We start from the raw sequence: 19,443 nt of genomic DNA, 5'->3' as shown, positions 1-19,443 counted from the left end.
TAAAATGAAAGTGACTTGATACAAGGGCTTGAGGCTAGCACGCTGGGGAATATTGCCCACGCCCTATTCCCTAGTGACTAAGATAGCCGCAAGGGTAAGAAATACCGCGCCGCTAGTTCTGTCGAACCAATGCAGGCGATTACTCGACTTGAGTTTAGGGGCTAACACGTTTGCCATGCTGGCATACATCATCACAAAACTGAAATCGACCACCGCCCAGCTGAGTGCCAATATTGCCAGCTGTGGGGCTTGTGGTGCGCCTATATCAATAAATTGTGGGAACAGCGCACCGAAAAATAGCAGGTCTTTTGGATTGCTGATCCCAACGAGAAAAGCTTCTTTAAACATCTGCTTTGGCGAGCCTTTTCCTTTGATGTGTTGCAGATCTAGCCCTTGGGCGCTCGCCTTGGTTAATATGAGTTTTATGCCGAGAAATAGCAGATAGGCAGCGCCGCAATACTTTAGTAAGTTAAAGCCATATTCGGTTGCGCTGAGCAGCGCACCTAGCCCAGCGGCAGAGGCAAACATCAACAACAGGGCAGAGCTAACACTACCTAGTGCGGTTGCTAAGCTGCGGGTCTTGCCGAAATGGATACCATGGCTCATTGAAAGTACCGCCATGGTGCCTGGCGATACCGCTATCAGTAAGATCGCAAATAGATAGAGTAACCAGGTATCAAAACTCATCGGTATAAATTGCATGCAAAATGTAGGATTGGCGCACTATAACGAGTGCCACAGTGTTTGGCAAACCTTGATACAGGTTATTTTTGCGCCGTATAATCAGGGATTGTTTTAGGGTGACGACCCTTAATCGTACGGTAAAAGCTCAGAATCGTGTCCATATCCTTTTCTATGTCGCCAGTTGTCGTTAATGCCTGTGGGATCACCACTTTTTTATTGGCGAAGTCCAGTGCAACAGTGACAATTGGAACTTGAGCTGCGGTCGCTATGTGGTAAAAGCCTGTCTTCCAACGTTTAACCGGGCTACGGGTGCCTTCTGGTGCGAGAGCTAATTTAAAGTGAGGGTCACGCTTAAACAATTGGGCAACGGCATCGACCAGGTTGTTATTTTTACGGCGATCAACCGGCGTACCACCTACCGCTTTAAAGAACCATCCCCATGGCGCGATGAAGAGTTGGTGTTTGCCCAGAAAATGGATCTCATGTCCGAGAGCTCCGCGAGCGAGCACGCCTAAAATGAAGTCCCAGTTGCTGGTGTGTGGTCCAACGATGGCGATATATTGAGGTTCGGTAGGTAAAGCGCCATCAATTTTCCAGCCTGCTAATTTTAAAATGGTTTTACAAAAGCTTTTAAACATAGGCGTAACTCTTTTATTTAAGCCAGTTTTTATTTAAACCATAATGTCTTAGAGTAATTTATATTATTATATACTACACGCTAAATTCTCCCCACGGAGTCGATGATGTTTAAAAATGGATGGTTATTGCTACTGATGTTGTTGGTTTTCCCCGCTTCAGCAGTACCAACAGATGAGATAGCGAAAGTCATAGAGGCTCAGGAATCGGCCTGGAATCGGGGTGATCTCGATGCTTACATGCAGGGATATTGGAATAGCGAGAAAGTCCGTTTTGCATCGGGTAAGAAGTTTCGCTATGGCTGGACCGAGACTTTAGCCGCGTATAAGAAAAATTACCCAGATAAAGCCACTTTAGGCCAGCTCAAATTCACCATTAATGAGACTAAGATGCTTAGCAACTATGCAGCGTTGGTCGTGGGGCGTTGGCAATTAGTTCGAGCTAAAGACAACCCTAATGGTATATTTACCCTGTTGATCGAGAAAATTGATGACAAATGGGTGATCACTCATGATCACACATCTGATTAGGTCGTGGCTATTTTGAAACTCTGCCGACCTAAGTTACGCCCCTTCCCGTCGTAGCGCACCTCAACAAATTCGATATTACCTTGATGGTCTTGAATGATGATCGAAGTTGAGCGTGTGCCATATTCTGGATGTTTGATGTAGATAGATGAAAGTTGTCTTTCCCACTCAAGTGCAATTCCTGTCTGAGGCAGTTCAGCATCCTCCGCCTGACTTTGATCTGTCATGATTGCGAGTAAAGCGTCGATATCAATGACATTCGCGTTCGCCAGTTGTTTCTCTAGCGCCAGTGTACCTTTAGCCATTTTAGGCCAGATATCATCTAAAGCGCCATTGCTAATAGCATGAAATCCAGGCGTTAGTCGCTGCACGTTACTATTGAGACTGTGGTAACAATAGAGTTCGTTTCTTTTTCCAAATAACAGGTTGAATGGATTGTAGAAGTGACCTTGCTTTCTAAGCCAGTTGGCTGTCATGGTGCTAGGCTCTTCTAATGCTTTGAGTACCAGCTCGCCACGACTGCGTTTATCTGACTGTTGTCGTTCTGGAGCGCGAATATTGGTTAGCGCTGCGATCTGCCCATCTCTGTTAACGCCCAACCAAGAACCGCCCGCTTGAAGATCTTTACCTGCTAACAAGTGGTTGTCTGGTGGCCAGAAATGAGCGGGTTCTGTTGGACGAACATGAAACTCATCACGGTTTGCACAGATGATCACAGGATATTCAGGGAAGATGTCTAAGGCAACAAACAGAATACACATAAGCGGATCCGACAAAAGGCTAATCAACTTAACTTAGCCTCGGTGATCGATAAAAGCTATCTCAATTTTTATAGGGGCAGCGGATCTTTTATCCTTGTGTTTTCCACCGTTTAATTTGAACGACAGAGTGAGACAGTTAAATAGGCCCTAATGATGCTCTTTACTCGAGTGACCATGATGATGTTGGTCGCTGTTTGAGTGATGCTCATGTTTATGCTCATGGGCGTGATCATGTTGATGCGACTTAGGCTTCCATAACATGATCCGCGCCATAAATTGGCGCGGCCCAAGTCTAAGTAAGCTTGCTGCAAACAGGAGCGCGATGATAGCTAAAGCGCTAGTATTGATACTCTGAGGTAACTCGATGATAGTACTCCACTGAGGGATCAGCCAGTGGGTGCCCAGTAAACAGAGTGCTATGACGCTACCAAGCAACAATCTCTGCGTCCAATTCATCAATTTTAGCTGAGCGAGGTTAAACACCGGTGCAGCCAGTAGTGTCACCATCACGGCTTCAATACTCCAGCCACTATAGGCAAGCGATAGTGCTAAGACTGCGCCGCCAAGATTACAAAAACGCATAGGCAGAAACAGGATTAACAACACACCCACCTGAACCATAGCGCTTTCAAGTGGTACAGATGGATGGCCAATTAGATTCGCTAAAATCAGGCTGAGAATGATCCAGGGGGCGCTTCTATCGACCAGATGAGCAAAGCCGAATCGCCATGCCGATATAGGTAAACCTTTGTGTGGATCGGTGAGTTGCACCTTGGTAAGGGTTAATAGCATGCCAATGAGCACTAGGCTGATGAGTTGGATCATTGCCAAGCTTGGGCCGAGTAACAAAAGGGTGATCACGAGAGCTTCTGGTCCAGCAAGACGCTGTAGCCAGCGGTGGCCTAATTGTGGGTGTTGCGGCGATAAACCAAATTGATATCTTATGGTCGCAATAAAGTAGGCAAGTAGGAGTACTGGCGCCAATGTCAGTAGCCAATCGATTAGTTGTTCTGTGCTATGGGTATGATCATGGTGCTCATGACCACCAGAATCCATCATCAATAAAACAAACAATAAGATGATACCTAGAATACTGCCGATGCCGGCTTGATATTCATATTTACCCTGTTTATCGCTGATGTTATGACCGTGGGGTTGATGAAGTACCACGTGTAAAATCGACCCCGTAACAAAGGCTTGAAGATAAACGGTTTTATCTAGGCTTAAATGCGCTAAAAGCTGTTCACCAGCGAAATAGCCCACGCCTGTAAGCATCATCATGCCGACCAACACAATAGTCGCCCAGCGACCACCCACTTGAGGTTTTAATAGCCACCAAATGGCTAAGCCAACAGGCAATCGGTGAAGTATCACGCCTAAGGCTAATAAGGCTGAATTACCATCTTGCTGAGCCAATATCATAGCGCCACCATCGGTGATGGTATGCAAGAGTAATCCGGTAATACCGAGGGTGAGGGTCAGATTGTGGGTCACTTCTGAGTAGCGATGAAATAGACGCTCACTGAGGGTGGGGCCCCATAAGCCGATGATCACAAATATAATCGCGAGGAATCCCCCGTGCTCTAATAGCTCAGGAAGGATATGAATAAGCACTAAACCACCCAGCGAGACAAAGATGAATCCATCTAAGCCTTTTTGCAGACCCGTTCCCGTTGTAAAAAAACGGTAGAAAAGCGGACCTAGCAGGAGTGCGATACAGCTGGCAATTAGATAGTACATATAAATGTTAACAAGGGAGCCTAGAAAGCCAGCTAGTATATCAGTGTTATCTCTACCAATCGAATAATTAGCATAGGATACGACTTAATTTACATGGATCGGCTAGCGTGAGCGTAGGCTGTCTATTTTTTACGCTTGTTTTGAAAGTGGATTCTTTACTCAAAACGATTAAATCATGCTTTGAGTATTACTCAAAGCTATGGACTTAACTTGTGATGATCAACAAAACGAGAGTCTAAACAGCGCAAATCTTAGCAAGTTTGTATTGATTTTGCGCTAGCGTAGATTTTGTTGGGTTATTTACTGATTAATATTGAAAATACGTTATACAATATGGGTTCAATTTTTGATGAATATTAAGTTATGGACATTTTTTCTGCTGCGGTAATGTTGTTTTTGATTATGGATCCTCTAGGAAACCTCCCCATATTCGCTTCGATACTTCGTCATATTGAACCTAAGAAGAGACGTAGAGTATTGATTAGGGAGTTAATATTCGCGTTGATCATCATGCTACTATTTTTGTTCGCTGGTGAAGCCATCTTAAGTTTCTTAAACCTCAGATCTGAGTCGGTTAGTATTGCGGGTGGCATTATTCTGTTTTTAATCGCGATTCGAATGATTTTCCCACAGCCTGGTGGCGTCGTTGGACTGGCCGCCGGTGAAGAGCCCTTTATTGTTCCCATGGCAATCCCTTTGATGGCAGGTCCTTCGGTACTCGCGGCGCTGATCTTGTTAGCCCATACCGATAGTAGTCGTATGGCCGATTGGACTATCGCTTTAGTCGCCGCATGGGGCGCCAGTGCGATTATTTTACTCTTCTACAAACTCTTTACTAAGCTGCTGGGAGAGAAAGGATTAACTGCGGTTGAGCGGCTTATGGGCATGGTGCTGGTGATGATCTCGGTACAGATGTTCCTCGATGGCGTTGCGAGTTACATTGCGCACACCGGGTAGGTGAACTGATAGGTATTAAAATTACGAGTGCTTGAAGGTATTGGGATTTTGTATAAAACTCTCAAGCCCTCAAGCTTCGGATTTTTACTTACTAGCATTTAATCGACAATTTTGAGATTGCTGACTTATTTTCTATTTTAGCGAGATACTTGGAATTTTGGTTTAGATAAAAATATTGCTTGTAACTTATTTTATAGTGCAAAATACTGTTAATGTTTTGTGTCAGACTTTGGGTGTTGTTGCGTTTAAACTGGGTTTTACGCTAATACCTGCCGCTCGCTAATCCTAGGCTTAGGTCATTGAGGCTTGCGTATTGATTGCAAGAAACTTCCTCCTTATTTCAAAGTTCTGACTAGAATTATTATTAGCATTGCATATGTCTACGATCTTGTATCGATCGTCATTACAGCTGCAATAGACAGGCACGAGGATGTTGGCTGTATGAAAAATCAATATTACCTAGGGGCATTGACGGCGCTGAGTTTGTCGTTGATGTTAGCGAGCCCCCTGACCATTGCAGCGCCTTTGGATATTAGCTCTCTGGCTCCCTCCGCGGATGCGAGCGTTATTAATGAAGAGCGCATTCTTTACTGGATGATTAAGCGCGGCGAGTTGGCTGCAGATGCAAGTGATGGGCAAAAGCGTGTCGCGTTAGCTGCTTATACTCAAAGAGCGACAGGCTTTCAAACTAAGGGATTGTTGATCCAACAGTCGCTGGAAAAACAGCAGCGCCAACGCCTCAAACAGTCCAAAGTGGCTCGCTCCATGAGTTTTGCATCGCCTCAAGCCGATGCCGATATCAATAAGACGGTAAAAGTGCTGGGTATATTGATCGACTTCCCCGATTTGCCCCATAACAATAATCGCTTAAGCGCAAGCGATACTGACATGTATTATCCCAGCTATCCCACCAGTCATTACAATAACCTGATGTTCTCCAGCACAGGTTTTACCGGTCCTCAAGGACAAAACTTGATGACAGGGTATCAATACTATCAAGCCGAATCTGGCGGCAGTTTCTTTTTCACTGGCAGCGTAAAAGGCTGGTACACAGCAAGCCAAAATGCGGCTTACTATGGCGCAAATGATCCAGATAACAACAATGATGACACAGCGGTCCCAGAGTTAGTTAAAGAGGCTGTGACCCAAGCGTTGGCTAACATGACCAGCGAAGAGATCGCGAGTTACGATGTTGAAGATCCTTATGATTTCGATGGCGACGGCAACCTCGATGAGCCAGACGGCGATATCGACCACGTAATGCTGTTTCATTCGAGTATTGGTGAAGAAGCGGGCGGTGGTGTGCTGGGTGATGACGCTATCTGGTCACACCGATTCTTTGTCTATGAGAATAGTCCTGGTTACACCATTCCTGGCACGAGTAAGAAAGTCTTTGGTTATACCATCCAGCCTATTGATGCCGCTGCTGGCGTTGTGGTGCATGAGTTTGGACATGATTTAGGTTTACCCGATGAATATGACACCTCCTATAATGGTGATGGCTCGCCAGTGGGATCTTGGTCAATCATGTCGGGTGGGAGTTGGACTGGGACGATAGCGGGCACCCAGCCTGTGGGTTTTAGTCCTTATGCGCGCTCTTACCTGCAAAACAAGTACAAAGGTAAGTGGTTAACGGAAGAGGTGCTGAGTTTAAATGATATTCCAGTCGGTGGGCGTGATGTTGCCCTCGTTGAGGCGGTCAACAATACTCAAGTCAACCAGATTGCGGTTAAGCTTCCCCCGACTGATATTGCCTTTAAACCCCCTTATGCAGGCAGTTATCAATATTATTCAGGTCAGGGAGATATGATTAGTACTGCGGCGGCATTTTCTATCGCTCTACCCGTAAGTGCGGTATTGACGCTGAAGATGAAGGCACATTGGAATATTGAACAGGATTATGATTATGCCCAAGTGATGGTCGATGGAGTAGCTATTGCAGGCAACCATACTAAGCCAAGTAACACCATTAATAGCGCAAAGAATATCATTACGGGCAAGTCATCTGATATTGCCGGTGCCGAAGGGGCTGACAGTTGGGTTGATTTAATCTTTGATCTCTCAGGTTATGCTGGATCTAACCGTCAAATCAGTATCGTCTATTTTACTGACCAAGCCGTTGGTGACTATGGCTTAGTCGTTGATGAGATTAAACTGCTCGATGGTACGAACGAAATTTATAGCGATGGCGCAGAAACAGAAGGCAAGATGACGCTTACTGGCGGTTTTGCGCGAATAGATAACAATCGTCCAGGTAAGGACCGTCGTTATTTAGTGCAGTTGCGTAGCTACAATGGCGTAGATGCCGGACTCGCCAGCCACTCTTATGAGCCTGGTGTGTTGCTCTGGTTAGAAGATTTCAATGAAGCCGACAATAATTCCAGTGAGCACCCTGGTTCAGGCCTGATTGGTGTTGTCGATGCGGACCAGAATTTGATAAGTAGTTATGGCAGCGCCATTCAGATCCGTGATGCTACCTTTAGCATGTTTAATCAGTCGACCTACTTCAACGACAATCACCTGACAGCAAATAACTTGTTTGATGACAGTCAAGATTACAGTGCTCCACTGCAACCTCAATCGGGCATCATCTTGCCTGCGTTAGGGCTGACCATGGAAGTGGTTGCACAAAACAATGATTCAAGCACTGCAACGGTTCGTTTCAAGTATCGCGGTGAACCTGTTCCGCCAGAACCCGCTCCAGATCCAGTCACCGTCAGCATTAGCGCGCAGCAAACCTTGGCAAGCGTTAGCTTTAGTGCAAATGTTACTGGCGGTTATGGTGATTACAGCTACGCTTGGGAGTTTGGTGTGCCTGATGCGACGAGTACGCTCGTTAATCCTACCTATGTGTATAGCGAATCTAATGAGTATACCGTGTCGTTGACCGTTACCGATGGTCTGGGCGCTAGGGCTACAGAGCTTCTCTTTATCTATGTCGAAGTGCCGCCGACAGCTAGCTTTAGTTTTGTGACGAGCGATCTAAGAGTGACCTTTAGCGATTCGACATCTGCAGGTGTTGGTGAGCTTAGTTACCAATGGACGTTTGGCGATGGTTCCAGCAGTAGTGAGCCTTCACCAGTGCATACCTATAGCCAAGCAGGAAGCTATACAGTGACACTGACCGTAACCGATGCTAAAGGCTATACTTCAGTGGCAAATGAAACACTCGTGGTGACGACAGCCGTAGTGGTACCACCCGTTGTCGAGCCGCCCGCAGTGGAGATAGAAAAGAGTTCAGGCGGTGGTAGCCTTGGTTGGCTAAGTTTGTCGGCTTTGTTTTTATTAGCGTTGCGTCGTCGAGCTTAGTCTCAATAGAAAAACGCCTCTAAAGTGAGGCGTTTTTATTCGTTAGATAAGATTCTTGCTCTCAATCTGTTGTTGCGCAGTAGGTAAAAATATCTCGCTGACAATAAGTTGTTGCTCTTGATGGCTGAAGTAGCGGCGACGTCCCCATAATGCCTGTTCAGTCGGTTGATTTAACGACGAGATCAGCGCCGCTAAGCTAGTGCATGGAGTAAACTCTCCTATCTCAATTTTACCAGGGGTGAACTCTCCGGTGGTAAATAACAGTTCTCCTAGTGGACGAGTACCTAAGGCTAAAAAATTGGATTCGACGATAGCTAACATAGTGCTAGGCACTATAGTTCGAGCAAAAACCCAGGGTACACCGTCAAGACAAAGCAGCACTTCTCTTATCCAAACTTGAGATTGATTTGGTAATTCGCTATCAAACGGGTTAAGAATATCTTCGCCTAAGACTTTTACTTCAAATTGACTACAGTGAGATTTGAGTTTTTGAGTTAAACTACCTGAAGCTAAAAGCCAATCTTTTATTGGTGAAGTGGGTAATTGGGGAATTTGGTCCGGTGAATACCATTGAATTGATTCACCATAGGGGAAGCTTAACCTAGTCACACTCATGAATTTCTCGGTACAATACTCACAAACGCCAGCATTTTAACATGTTGAGCAGAATATGTCGGTAATTAAAGTGCTTAGAAATATTGCCGTTAAATGAGTAGGCAACGAGCTTAGTCTAATGATCAATAAGCTTAGATAACAATAATGGAGTATTCACTAGATATGAAAAAGTTCGCGCTGCTGTTGTTTCTCTTTGTCACCAGCCTCTCTAGCGTTGCGGCATTTGCCGAAGGGGAAGAGACTGTCGATACGTATGCCTACTATGGTTTTGAGCCCGATATTGTGACCAACTATATCTCAAACCGTAAAAAATTGGGTTACGTTAAGATCAGCGTTGAGCTGATGGTGAAAGCGCCCGAAGATCTTATTGTGTTAGAGCATCATGATCCCCTGTTACGAGCCGCTATTATCGAAATTCTCGGTTCGCAAACCGAAGACAAGGTGAAGTCGCTTACGGGTAAAGAGGAAATACGCCGTGAATGTTATGACACGCTTAATCGTCTGTTAGAGCGGGAGATCGGTAAACCTTTGGTCGTTAATTTGCTTTTTACTAAATATTTATACGACTAGAGTTAGATTAATTCGCCTTCGTAGTCGCGCAATGTTTTTTTCGCGCGCCTACGCCAGCAATGGTAATTGTTAAATGAACCAGCCTCGCGCAGCTCGTCGATCTTCCGGCAAAATTAAACCTGCAAATTCTCAAGTTGAACCTAGGTCACCTAAAGGTTTTCACCCCAGAAATTTACATCGAGACGGTTATGATTTTATGGCGTTGATTGAGCACACTCCATATCTTAAAGGTTTTGTTAGGCCAAACCCTTATGGCAACCTTTCTATTGATTTTTCCGATCCCGTGGCGGTAAAAACATTGAATCTAGCATTGCTGCGCCTACATTATCACATCGAATTCTGGGATATTCCCCAAGGTTTTCTGTGTCCACCGATCCCTGGCCGAGTAGACTACTTACATTATATTGCCGATTTACTTTCCGATGATGCAGCGAGTAACAGCGCGACAAAACGCGCGGTTAAACCCCCTAAAGGGCAAAAGATTAAGGTGCTTGATATCGGAACGGGAGCCAACGGAATTTATCCTATTCTCGGGGTGCAGAGTTATGGCTGGCATTTTGTTGCTAGCGATATCGATTCTTGCTCAGTATCCAATGTGCAACATATCATTGACCAAAACTCCTGTTTACAGGGAAAGGTGGAGCTGAGATTACAGTCTACTCAGCAGGCTATTTTTAACGGCATGATCAAACAGGGGGAGCGCTTCGATGTAACTATGTGTAATCCGCCTTTTCATGCCTCTCTTGCCGAGGCAACCGCGGGTAGCGAGCGTAAATTGAAAAATTTAGCCTCAAATCGCCTCGCTAAAGGTCACGACAAGGTAAGTGTTAAATCGACTGACAAACTTAATTTTGGTGGCCAAAAAGCTGAGCTGTGGTGCGATGGCGGCGAGTTGCGATTCTTGCTCGATATGATTAAGGAAAGCCATGAATTTTCGAGTCAATGCTTGTGGTTTACCAGCTTAGTATCTAAAAAAGAGAACCTAAAACCTTGTTATCGAGCACTCGAACAGCTAGGCGCTGTTACCGTGAAGACCATCGATATGGCTCAAGGTAACAAGTTGACTCGAGTGCTGGCTTGGAGTTTTCTTGAACCTCGCCAGCGTGAGTTATGGCATCAATATCGCTGCTGAGTTGAAAGCGGTTAATATTTCCAAAAATTGGGATGAAAGAGTACCGCCACCGTCAAGATCTCGAGTCGCCCCAGCAGCATGCCTATCGCGAGTGACCATTTTGCCACATCGGGCAATGATGAGAAATTTCCCGCTGGGCCGATCACAGGTCCAAGTCCGGGACCCACATTGGTCACAGCCGTGACAGCGCCCGAAAAACTGGTGGTCGGATCTAGCCCCGTCATCACTAGAATGACCGATAAGATAACGATCACCGACATAAAGAGTAGAATGAAGGTCACTAATGAGCGAACAATATCCTCGCTGATAGATCGGCCATTATATCGCTCTTTAAAGATACCGTTTGGATGAAACTGCTGCTTGAGCTGTTCACGCATGATGGCTATCGCGATTTGGAAGCGGAAAATCTTAATACCACCAGAGGTTGAACCTGAGCAGCTGCCAGCAAACATCAGAAAGAGGAAGGCGACATTTGCTAACGCGCCCCACGCCGTATAATCCGTTAGTCCATAACCTGTAGTGGTGACGACCGAGACCACATTGAAACTGGCTAGGCGAAGCGCATCGGCAGCTGTCATGTCGTGTCCTTGCCACAGCCAAAAAGCCAAACTACAAGAGACACATACAAGGAAGAGTAGGTAACCTTTCACTTGTGCATCGTTCCAGATCTGGACTGAACGTTGTGACAATGAGTGAACAAACATTAATAGCGGTAAACCACCCGCAGCCATAAAGAACACGCCCACCCAATGTGCCGATTTCGAAAATGCCGCCATTGAGCTGTCAGAGGTCGAGTAGCCTCCGGTCGATAGGGTTGTCATCGAATGGTTAATCGCTTGGAACCAGGTCATTCCTGCCGCGTGGTAAGCAAGACCGCAGGCAACGGTAAGGCCGATGTAGACCCAGAATAGTTGCTTAGCCATATTCTGGGTTCTCGGTACGGCCTTATCGCTCCAATCGGAGGATTCGGTTCTAAATAGTCGCATCCCACCAACGTTAAGAAAAGGTAAGATAGCTACCGCCATGACGATAAAACCGATCCCACCAAGCCATTGCAGTAATGATCGCCAGATAAGAATACTGTGATCCATGGTGTCTAGCCCTGAGAGCACAGTTGACCCTGTGGTTGTTATACCAGACATGGTTTCGAAAAAGGCATCGGTATAGTTAATACCGTGATAGAGCGTAAATGGCATTGCGGCAAACAGGCTGACGATAAACCAAGTCAGACTAGTGAGTAAAAACATATCACGGATATTTAGGCGTAAGTTATCGCTATGGCCTTGATGCATACAGGCACTGGCACATGTCCCAGTAGCAAGAGAGGCTATCATAAAGGCGCCGACTGTCTCTTCGCCATAGATTAAGGCAAAGAGCAGCGGAATAAACATAAAGGCGGTTAGTGTCGATAAAAACACGCCTAATATGAACAGTAATGGCCGAATATTTAGCATTGCTAGCTCAGTCTACGAGTGTTTTTATTCGCTTAAAAGAAGAAGGCACTGGGTTGGAACAGCTTTTCAACTTCGCCAATAAACTTCTTATTAACGAGGAAGAGGATAACGTGATCGCCTTGCTCTATCACGGTTTTATCGTGTGCCATTAACACCTCTTCATCTCGGACTATCGCACCGATAGTGGTGCCTGGTGGTAATTTGATTTCACTGATCTGCTTACCAACAACTTTAGAGGTACTTGGATCACCGTGAGCGATAGCTTCGATCGCCTCGGCAGCCCCACGCCTAAGAGAGTAAACGTTACAGATGTCGCCTTGACGAATATGAGTTAGCAGCGCCGAAATTGTGGCTTGCTGTGGTGATATTGCAATATCGATATTCGCTTCTTGGACGATATCGACATAAGCCTCTCGTTGAATTAATACCATCACTTTCTTTGCACCCATGCGCTTAGCTAAGAGTGCCGCCATGATGTTGGCTTCGTCATCATTGGTGACAGCGATAAACACGTCGGTTTGATCTATATGTTCTTCTAGTAGTAATTCTTGATCCGATGCATCACCGCAGAATACCGTGGTGTTCTCTAACTTTTCAGATAATGCCTCTGCGCGCTCTTGATTATGCTCAATAAGCTTCACCGCATGATTTCTTTGTAACTGCTTAGCTAGCCCTAAACCAATATTACCCCCGCCAGCGATCATGATATTGCGATAGGTGTTATCGAGCTTTTGCATCTCACTCATCACGGCACGCACATGGCGGCTATCGGCGACGAAAAATACTTCATCATCTGCCTCGATAATGGTGGTGCCTCTTGGCATGATCGGCCGACCTTGCCTAAAAATAGCGGCCACGCGAGTATCGATATTGGGCATGTGCTCACGCAATGCAGCCAACGCGTTACCGACCAGTGGACCCCCATAATAGGCTCGCACGGCTACAAGGCTCAAACGTCCTTCGGCGAACTCAAGCACCTGTAAGGCGCCAGGATACTCGACCAAACGGCGAATGTAGGCGGTGACGAGCTGCTCTGGTGCGATCAGTTCATCGATGATAAAACCACCACGCGGGCGGTTCTCACTATTTTTAGTTTCGCTGTCGATAAATAGCTTGTCTCTCAGCGCTAAGTATTGCTCCGACCGAATACGGGCAATTTTTGTCGGAGTACCGAACAGGGAGTAGGCAATTTGACAAGCGGCCATGTTGCACTCATCACTATTAGTAACTGCAATTAACATATCGGCATCTTCGGCACCAGCATCTTTGAGAACGCCGGGGTGTGCACCGTGTCCGAGTACGACACGTAAGTCGTACTTGTCTTGCAACGATCTTAATCTATCTCTGTCGTTATCGACGATAGTGATATCGTTGTTTTCACCCACCAAGTTTTCGGCTAATGTGCCACCTACTTGACCAGCACCTAATATGATAATTTTCATGGTCTAACGTTATCCCTTAACCAGGCGAGCGTAATAAAACCCATCCATATTGTCTTGGCCTGGCGTAATTTGCCAGCCTATGTCATCGCTTTTGGATTGTTGAGCGATGGGGACGAGTGTAGCGTCTTGGGTTCTCGCCAAAAATGCACTTATCTGTTCGGCATTCTCTTGCGGTAAAATCGAGCAAGTTGCATAGAGCAGTGTGCCACCAGGTTTTAGCCACTGCCAGCAATGATCTAAAATTTGTGACTGTAGCGACGCAAGCTCCTCAATATCGGCTTGTTTGCGCAACCACTTGATATCGGGATGGCGACGTATAACGCCCGTTGCCGAACAAGGAGCATCGAGTAAGATGCGATCGAATTTATCCCCTTGCCACCATGAATCGATATTAGCTGCATCACCGTGAATCACTTTAGCTTGAAGGGATAAACGGTCAAGGTTTTGCTGTACGCGCTCAAGACGCTTGGCATCGAAATCGACAGCGACTAAGTCGATACTCTTCTCAGTCTCTAATAGGTGACAGGTTTTGCCGCCAGGAGCGGCACAAGCATCGAGGACGAGTTCATTTGCCTGTGGTGCTAGTAGCATTGCTGCCCATTGTGCTGCACCATCTTGAACCGATACAGCGCCTTCACCGAACCCAGGTAATAGCGTCACATCTTTAGGGCTATCGAGTAAAATAGCGTTTTCGCTACATCCTGTTGTCGCCGCTATCTCCTGTTCATCAAGCAAGGCTAGATATTGCTCACGAGTTTGTGACCGTTGATTGTTACGCAGCCACATAGGTGGACGCTGGTGGCTCTGTTCAATCACTTGTTGCCAATTGTCTGGGTAAGCGTCCTTTAATCTTTTGACTAACCAAGCTGGCGTATTAAAGGTTAAGGTGTCGTTATCTGTTGGCAACGGAGCCTGATTGCGCTGTAAATTTCGTAGTACACCGTTGACGACTTTAACTAATCCATCGAATTTTAGTTGTCGGCATGCTTCTGCAGTTTCAGATATCGCCGCGTGGGCAGGAATTCGAGTAAAGTACAGTTGGTAACAGCCAACGAGCAGTAGTTGATGAACAATACGCTGCTTACCTTTCATCGGTTTACTCATGCAGTCGCTGATGAGTTTGTCTAACTGAGGAAGGTAGCGCATCACGCCATAACAGAGTTCAGCTAATAACGCCTTATCTTTGCCACTGGATAAGTTTTGCTGTTGTTCAGGCAGTGCCACAGAGAGTGACACACCTTTTTCCAATACCTGAAACACCACTTTCGCGGCTAAGCCTCGTAAATTCATTCGGCATTGGCCTCTGAGTCTTGCGTTGCATTTTGAAGTTGCGTGCCTGGTGTGAACCAGTCACCGCGCGAGTTAAGAATGTCGGCTACAGGCATCGCTTTTTTGCCTGGTAGCTGCATGGTCTCTAAAACTAACACACCTTCCCCTGTTGCAATCGCTAAGCCTTGTTTATCGGCGGTAATAATAGTGCCAGGGATGTCATCGCTCGCTTTCTGGCTGACACTGGCTTGCCATACCTTGATGGTCGCATCCATGTGGTCAAAGTGACTGGCTGGCCAAGGGTTAAATGCGCGGATTTCTCGCCAAAGCTGCACGGCTGGCTTGCTCCAGTCTAATAATGCTTCCTCTTTACTGAGCTTTTCTGCGTAGTTAGCGAGGGCTTCATCTTGTGGTTCGGCCTTGAGTGTACCATCGGCTATGCCTGTTAATGCATCGATAAGTGCGGTTGGACCTTGCTGTGCCAGCTTTTCATAAAGCGTGGCAGAGGTGTCGCTGTCTTCAATAGGCAGATGAGTTTTTAGCAGCATATCGCCAGTGTCTAGGCCGATATCCATCTGCATGATCGTTACGCCCGTCGCAGTGTCACCTGCCCAAAGGGCACGTTGAATCGGCGCCGCGCCGCGCCAGCGAGGCAGAATCGAGCCATGAACATTGATGCAGCCCAGCTTTGGTGTATCGAGTACCACTTGTGGCAAAATTAATCCGTAGGCGACAACTACCATGATGTCGGCATTTAGCGATGCTAATTCCGCTTGCGCCTCTTCATTGCGTAAACTGCTAGGCTGATATACGGGTATTTGGTGTGCTACGGCTAACGCTTTCACTGGGCTGGCTTGAAGTTTTTTGCCGCGGCCCGCTGGTCTGTCTGGCTGAGAGTAGACGCCGATTACATTGTGCTCAGATTCTATCAAGGCTTGTAGGTGACGGGCGGCAAAGTCTGGCGTGCCCGCAAAAATGATATTAAGTGGTTTCAAGTGCAACTTATCCTTGCTTGGCTTCGAGGCGGGCAGCTTTTTCTAGCTTCTGCTTAATGCGTTGTCTCTTTAGTGGTGATAGATAGTCGACAAACAGTTTACCCTTGAGGTGGTCAAGTTCATGTTGCAGGCAGATAGCAAATAATCCATCGGCCTCTAAAGTGAACTCGTTACCGTTGCGATCGAGTGCTTTTATGGTGACAAATTCGGCTCGGTCAACTTTAGCGTAGACATTAGGCACCGATAAACAGCCCTCTTCGTTGCAAAAATCACCACTTTTTTCAGTGATTTCTAAGTTAATAAAAACTTTTGGGCGTTCTACATCATCTTGCAAGTCCATCACGATCAATTGATGGTGATAATCAACTTGAGTTGCGGCTAGACCAATCCCCTTCTCTTCATACATTGTTTCGAACATATTATCGATTTGTGTTTGAAGCTCAGCGGTAAATTCTGTAATAGGCTTAGCAATGGTGCGTAAGCGCTCATCTGGGAAACGTAGTACTTTTAGTAAACTCATACATAAACTCTTAACAAGTCTGTCAAATTTGAGCCAGTTGGTTATACTGACCTAAGCTAATAGATTAATTTTAATCCTTAGTGGCAATCAATAACAGCAAAAGCTCGATATTAAGGGCAAACAGCATGGATACCCCCATGAAACGACTAATTTTACTCGGTTTAATGATATTAAGTTGTTCGTTCGTTTTCGCAGATACTCTGACATTGAAGTCTGGGCATCCCGATTCTTATGTTGTAAAGAAAGGGGATACCCTTTGGGATATTTCTGCTTATTTCCTTAAGGATCCTTGGCGTTGGCCCAAGCTCTGGGGAGCGAATCCTCAAATTGCCAACCCTCATCTTATTTATCCCGGTGATAGGCTGACCTTAGTGTTTATTGATGGCGAACCTAGATTGGTGGTTAAGCCTCATATTCGTAAAAGTCCAGAGGGCAGAATATTGCCTAAGGGCGGAGCCATTCCTGCAATCGATTTGGCTTTGATCCAACCCTATTTGGTGCAGAATAGAGTTGTTGATGCCGCGTGGTTTGCTGAGCAACCTATGGTCATGGGTGGAGAGAGCGACTCAAAATACCATGTTATGGATAATATTATCTATATCCAAGGAGAACTGACCGTCGGTGATAAATTTGGTGTTTATGCCGCAGGTCGCCAGTTTACCGATAAAGACTCTGGTGAAGACTTAGGTCAAGAAGTGATCTTAACGGCCAGTGGCCGCGTTGTCGAATCTGGCCCTGTTTCTAAGATTCATTTGCTTAGTAACATGAAAGAGACCAAGGCAGGCTATCGAGTTTTACCTATCGATGATGATGCATTGATGTCGGCGTATTTTATGCCCGCAGCGGCGACAACCTCTGCTTCGGTATTAGCTTCAGAGCGTAATATCCGGGCCATGGGCAAATTAGATGTCGTTTATTTAGATCGTGGTACTAATGATGGCGTTGAGCCTGGTCATGTCTTTTCAATATTTAGAGATGGTACTGAAATCGTAATTGATGGTAACGGACAACCAGTAAAGCCTGATGACCGTAGCGCTTACGAAGATATGCTATCGGCGATATCTTCTGATAATGCAGTGAAGATGCCAGATATCTATCATGGTAAATTGATGGTGTTTAAGGTGTTTGACAAGGTTAGCCTTGGGTTGATTTTAATTAATGAAAAGCCCGTCAGAGTTCAAGATAAGCTGCTTCAGCCTGACACATTGCTACAAGGTGAATAAATAGATAACAAACTGGTCGATTGGCTAGTTGTTTGTGCGGTATCTGGGCTAGGACCCGCTCGGATTAAACAATTATTAAATTACATGGATGTAGAGGAGCTGAGGCAAAGGCTCGAGCATGAACATCATGCATTACCTTTGCCTGAGCAGCTACTCAAAGCTAGTTACATCCCTGACTTTTCTCGTGTGGAAGCCGCTCTCAGTTGGCTTGATAGCGGCGAGCAGCATCATATCATCACTCAGAGTGATCCTCTTTACCCTAGCCTGTTGTTGCAAATAACCGATCCACCTCCCTTGTTGTTTATCAAAGGCGATCCCAATGCACTGCTCCGCCCAACGGTCGCTATCGTCGGTAGTCGCGCGGCATCTCAAACGGGTTTGGCTGCTGGTTATCAATTAGCGCGAGAGTTGGCCGGATGTGAAATAACGGTATGCAGTGGTATGGCTGCTGGTATTGATGGTGCTGCGCATCAGGCTGCTATCGATGTTAACGGGGTCACTATTGCAGTGCTGGGGACTGGAATAGAGGTCGTATATCCCAAAAGGCATGGTAAACTTTATCAAGATATTCAAACATCGGGCTGTGTGGCGAGTGAGTTTTGGCCTGACACTAAACCTTATTCGGGTAATTTCCCCAAGCGTAATCGTATTATTAGCGGGCTATCACTGGGCGTGCTAGTGGTGGAAGCAGCGAGAAAAAGTGGCTCACTGATCACTGCTAGATTGGCTTTAGAGCAGGGACGAGAGGTGTTTGCGGTACCGGGTAACATTCTTGCAGGAGATCATCAAGGTTGTCATGATTTGTTACGAGATGGCGCAAAACTTGTGGAGTCTGCTGCCGATATAATAGAAGAGCTTGCACCTTTATCGAGTTTTCACCTTGAAGAGTTGCACAAGCGTCACCATATAGGGGGGGAGTTAGCTTCTGATTTGCCATTTGCCTCACTGTTAGCTAGTGTAGGTTATGAGGCCACACCAATAGATGTTGTGGTCGAGCATAGTGGAAAAACGATAGAGCTAGTACTAGAGCAAATGCTTGAACTTGAACTACAAGGTTGGGTTTCAGCAGTACCCGGTGGTTATATAAGACTTAAGAGGAGCTAGCCATGTTTGATATCCTCATGTATCTATTTGAAAACTATGTTCACAGTGAGGTTGATTTATTAGTTGATGAAGATGAGTTGACTAAAGAATTAACACGAGCAGGTTTTCACCAATCAGCGATTCTCAAGGCATTGACTTGGTTAGAGCATCTTGCAACATTACAGGAGAGCGACCAGCCTTACCTGTGTAATCATGCTCAGCACTCGTTTCGTATTTATACCGAAAAAGAGATGGATAAGCTTGATGTAGAGTGTCGTGGTTTTCTACTGTTTTTAGAGCAGATCAAGGTTCTCAGTGTTGAGACTCGCGAGATGGTCATTGATCGAGTCATGGAATTAGATGAAACATCATTGGTGTTAGAAGATCTAAAGTGGGTGATTTTAATGGTGTTATTTAATTCACCTGGAAATGAATCAGCCTACGAGCAAATGGAAGATCTTGTATTTGAGCAACCTGATGGGCGGCTTCATTCATAATAAGGAATTTTTAAAAAGGAGGCGTTAGC

The 19,443-nt window shown here is 45.9% G+C and carries 18 protein-coding genes; 8 read left to right on the top strand and 10 right to left on the bottom strand.

Translation table 11 applies throughout. The annotated features are described in order from the left end of the window. Positions 1 to 63: 63 nt before the first annotated feature. Together K0I62_RS18690 and K0I62_RS18685 are read right to left on the bottom strand one after the other, a co-directional pair. Entirely contained in the window at positions 64 to 687 is a 624-nt protein-coding gene (locus K0I62_RS18690) for a LysE family translocator (RefSeq protein ID WP_220069509.1), read from the bottom strand. Positions 688 to 764: 77 nt separating this feature from the next. Continuing rightward, positions 765 to 1,322 carry a lysophospholipid acyltransferase family protein gene (locus K0I62_RS18685; protein ID WP_220069508.1) on the bottom strand — a complete coding sequence of 186 codons (558 nt, stop codon included), beginning with the start codon at positions 1,320 to 1,322 and terminating at the stop codon, positions 765 to 767. 105 nt (positions 1,323 to 1,427) lie between these two features. Between K0I62_RS18685 and K0I62_RS18680 the strand changes: the two genes are divergently transcribed. After that, the gene (locus K0I62_RS18680) at positions 1,428 to 1,850 is read left to right on the top strand and encodes a YybH family protein (protein WP_220071460.1); all 423 of its coding nucleotides are present in this window, start codon (positions 1,428 to 1,430) and stop codon (positions 1,848 to 1,850) included. Here K0I62_RS18680 and K0I62_RS18675 read toward each other — a convergent pair. Next, the gene (locus K0I62_RS18675) at positions 1,847 to 2,608 is read right to left on the bottom strand and encodes an NRDE family protein (RefSeq protein ID WP_220069507.1); all 762 of its coding nucleotides are present in this window, start codon (positions 2,606 to 2,608) and stop codon (positions 1,847 to 1,849) included. The genes K0I62_RS18680 and K0I62_RS18675 overlap by 4 nt on opposite strands. Before the next feature lie 147 nt (positions 2,609 to 2,755). Continuing rightward, the gene (locus K0I62_RS18670) at positions 2,756 to 4,348 is read right to left on the bottom strand and encodes a metal transporter (protein WP_220069506.1); all 1,593 of its coding nucleotides are present in this window, start codon (positions 4,346 to 4,348) and stop codon (positions 2,756 to 2,758) included. A 363-nt stretch (positions 4,349 to 4,711) separates the two neighbouring features. Between K0I62_RS18670 and K0I62_RS18665 the strand changes: the two genes are divergently transcribed. Then, positions 4,712 to 5,305: a YhgN family NAAT transporter gene (locus K0I62_RS18665; protein WP_220069505.1), complete on the top strand. Its 594-nt coding sequence runs from the start codon at positions 4,712 to 4,714 to the stop codon at positions 5,303 to 5,305. A 441-nt stretch (positions 5,306 to 5,746) separates the two neighbouring features. Further along, positions 5,747 to 8,614, top strand: a complete 2,868-nt coding sequence (locus K0I62_RS18660) for an immune inhibitor A domain-containing protein (protein WP_220069504.1) — start codon at positions 5,747 to 5,749, stop codon at positions 8,612 to 8,614. Between the two features lie 42 nt (positions 8,615 to 8,656). On the opposite strand, the gene K0I62_RS18655 is transcribed toward K0I62_RS18660, so the two are convergent. Continuing rightward, positions 8,657 to 9,229 (bottom strand): chorismate--pyruvate lyase family protein, encoded by a 573-nt coding sequence (locus K0I62_RS18655; protein WP_220069503.1) that lies wholly within the window; start codon positions 9,227 to 9,229, stop codon positions 8,657 to 8,659. 162 nt (positions 9,230 to 9,391) lie between these two features. Between K0I62_RS18655 and K0I62_RS18650 the strand changes: the two genes are divergently transcribed. Further along, positions 9,392 to 9,799 carry a flagellar basal body-associated protein FliL gene (locus K0I62_RS18650; RefSeq protein WP_220069502.1) on the top strand — a complete coding sequence of 136 codons (408 nt, stop codon included), beginning with the start codon at positions 9,392 to 9,394 and terminating at the stop codon, positions 9,797 to 9,799. A gap of 73 nt (positions 9,800 to 9,872) precedes the next feature. After that, positions 9,873 to 10,931 carry a 23S rRNA (adenine(1618)-N(6))-methyltransferase RlmF gene (gene rlmF / locus K0I62_RS18645; RefSeq protein WP_220069501.1) on the top strand — a complete coding sequence of 353 codons (1,059 nt, stop codon included), beginning with the start codon at positions 9,873 to 9,875 and terminating at the stop codon, positions 10,929 to 10,931. An 11-nt stretch (positions 10,932 to 10,942) separates the two neighbouring features. Here rlmF and K0I62_RS18640 read toward each other — a convergent pair whose 3' ends face one another. The 5 genes from K0I62_RS18640 to def are packed head-to-tail and all read right to left on the bottom strand — an operon-like array spanning position 10,943 to position 16,611. Further along, entirely contained in the window at positions 10,943 to 12,385 is a 1,443-nt protein-coding gene (locus K0I62_RS18640; protein ID WP_220069500.1) for a TrkH family potassium uptake protein, read from the bottom strand. Between the two features lie 32 nt (positions 12,386 to 12,417). Continuing rightward, positions 12,418 to 13,827 (bottom strand): Trk system potassium transporter TrkA, encoded by a 1,410-nt coding sequence (gene trkA, locus K0I62_RS18635; RefSeq protein WP_220069499.1) that lies wholly within the window; start codon positions 13,825 to 13,827, stop codon positions 12,418 to 12,420. Between the two features lie 9 nt (positions 13,828 to 13,836). Then, positions 13,837 to 15,117, bottom strand: coding sequence for a 16S rRNA (cytosine(967)-C(5))-methyltransferase RsmB (gene rsmB / locus K0I62_RS18630; protein WP_220069498.1), 1,281 nt, complete (start codon positions 15,115 to 15,117; stop codon positions 13,837 to 13,839). Next, a complete protein-coding gene (fmt, locus tag K0I62_RS18625; protein WP_220069497.1) occupies positions 15,114 to 16,091 on the bottom strand; it encodes a methionyl-tRNA formyltransferase in 978 nt (325 codons plus the stop codon). The genes rsmB and fmt overlap by 4 nt, the downstream gene beginning before the upstream one ends. A 7-nt stretch (positions 16,092 to 16,098) precedes the next feature. Continuing rightward, a complete protein-coding gene (def, locus tag K0I62_RS18620; protein ID WP_220069496.1) occupies positions 16,099 to 16,611 on the bottom strand; it encodes a peptide deformylase in 513 nt (170 codons plus the stop codon). A 125-nt stretch (positions 16,612 to 16,736) separates the two neighbouring features. On the opposite strand from def, the gene K0I62_RS18615 reads away from it, so the two are divergent. From K0I62_RS18615 to K0I62_RS18605, 3 genes are all read left to right on the top strand, one after another. Further along, positions 16,737 to 17,834, top strand: coding sequence for a LysM peptidoglycan-binding domain-containing protein (locus K0I62_RS18615; protein WP_220069495.1), 1,098 nt, complete (start codon positions 16,737 to 16,739; stop codon positions 17,832 to 17,834). An 84-nt stretch (positions 17,835 to 17,918) separates the two neighbouring features. Continuing rightward, the gene (gene dprA, locus K0I62_RS18610; protein ID WP_220069494.1) at positions 17,919 to 18,938 is read left to right on the top strand and encodes a DNA-processing protein DprA; all 1,020 of its coding nucleotides are present in this window, start codon (positions 17,919 to 17,921) and stop codon (positions 18,936 to 18,938) included. Between the two features lie 2 nt (positions 18,939 to 18,940). After that, entirely contained in the window at positions 18,941 to 19,414 is a 474-nt protein-coding gene (locus K0I62_RS18605) for a DUF494 family protein (protein WP_220069493.1), read from the top strand. Positions 19,415 to 19,443 lie beyond the last annotated feature (29 nt).

Origin of the sequence: Shewanella psychrotolerans (assembly GCF_019457595.1) — a bacterium.
Lineage (GTDB): Bacteria > Pseudomonadota > Gammaproteobacteria > Enterobacterales > Shewanellaceae > Shewanella > Shewanella psychrotolerans.
This window is presented reverse-complemented; position numbering and strand designations above follow the sequence as displayed.

Bases quoted from the DNA above. Each gene is read 5' to 3' on its own strand.
- K0I62_RS18690 (WP_220069509.1), bottom strand. From the start codon at position 687: ATGAGTTTTGATACCTGGTTACTCTATCTATTTGCGATCTTACTGATA.
- K0I62_RS18685 (WP_220069508.1), bottom strand. From the start codon at position 1,322: ATGTTTAAAAGCTTTTGTAAAACCATTTTAAAATTAGCAGGCTGGAAA.
- K0I62_RS18680 (WP_220071460.1), top strand. From the start codon at position 1,428: ATGTTTAAAAATGGATGGTTATTGCTACTGATGTTGTTGGTTTTCCCC.
- K0I62_RS18675 (WP_220069507.1), bottom strand. From the start codon at position 2,608: ATGTGTATTCTGTTTGTTGCCTTAGACATCTTCCCTGAATATCCTGTG.
- K0I62_RS18670 (WP_220069506.1), bottom strand. From the start codon at position 4,348: ATGTACTATCTAATTGCCAGCTGTATCGCACTCCTGCTAGGTCCGCTT.
- K0I62_RS18665 (WP_220069505.1), top strand. From the start codon at position 4,712: ATGGACATTTTTTCTGCTGCGGTAATGTTGTTTTTGATTATGGATCCT.
- K0I62_RS18660 (WP_220069504.1), top strand. From the start codon at position 5,747: ATGAAAAATCAATATTACCTAGGGGCATTGACGGCGCTGAGTTTGTCG.
- K0I62_RS18655 (WP_220069503.1), bottom strand. From the start codon at position 9,229: ATGAGTGTGACTAGGTTAAGCTTCCCCTATGGTGAATCAATTCAATGG.
- K0I62_RS18650 (WP_220069502.1), top strand. From the start codon at position 9,392: ATGAAAAAGTTCGCGCTGCTGTTGTTTCTCTTTGTCACCAGCCTCTCT.
- rlmF (WP_220069501.1), top strand. From the start codon at position 9,873: ATGAACCAGCCTCGCGCAGCTCGTCGATCTTCCGGCAAAATTAAACCT.
- K0I62_RS18640 (WP_220069500.1), bottom strand. From the start codon at position 12,385: ATGCTAAATATTCGGCCATTACTGTTCATATTAGGCGTGTTTTTATCG.
- trkA (WP_220069499.1), bottom strand. From the start codon at position 13,827: ATGAAAATTATCATATTAGGTGCTGGTCAAGTAGGTGGCACATTAGCC.
- rsmB (WP_220069498.1), bottom strand. From the start codon at position 15,117: ATGAATTTACGAGGCTTAGCCGCGAAAGTGGTGTTTCAGGTATTGGAA.
- def (WP_220069496.1), bottom strand. From the start codon at position 16,611: ATGAGTTTACTAAAAGTACTACGTTTCCCAGATGAGCGCTTACGCACC.
- K0I62_RS18615 (WP_220069495.1), top strand. From the start codon at position 16,737: ATGGATACCCCCATGAAACGACTAATTTTACTCGGTTTAATGATATTA.
- dprA (WP_220069494.1), top strand. From the start codon at position 17,919: ATGGATGTAGAGGAGCTGAGGCAAAGGCTCGAGCATGAACATCATGCA.
- K0I62_RS18605 (WP_220069493.1), top strand. From the start codon at position 18,941: ATGTTTGATATCCTCATGTATCTATTTGAAAACTATGTTCACAGTGAG.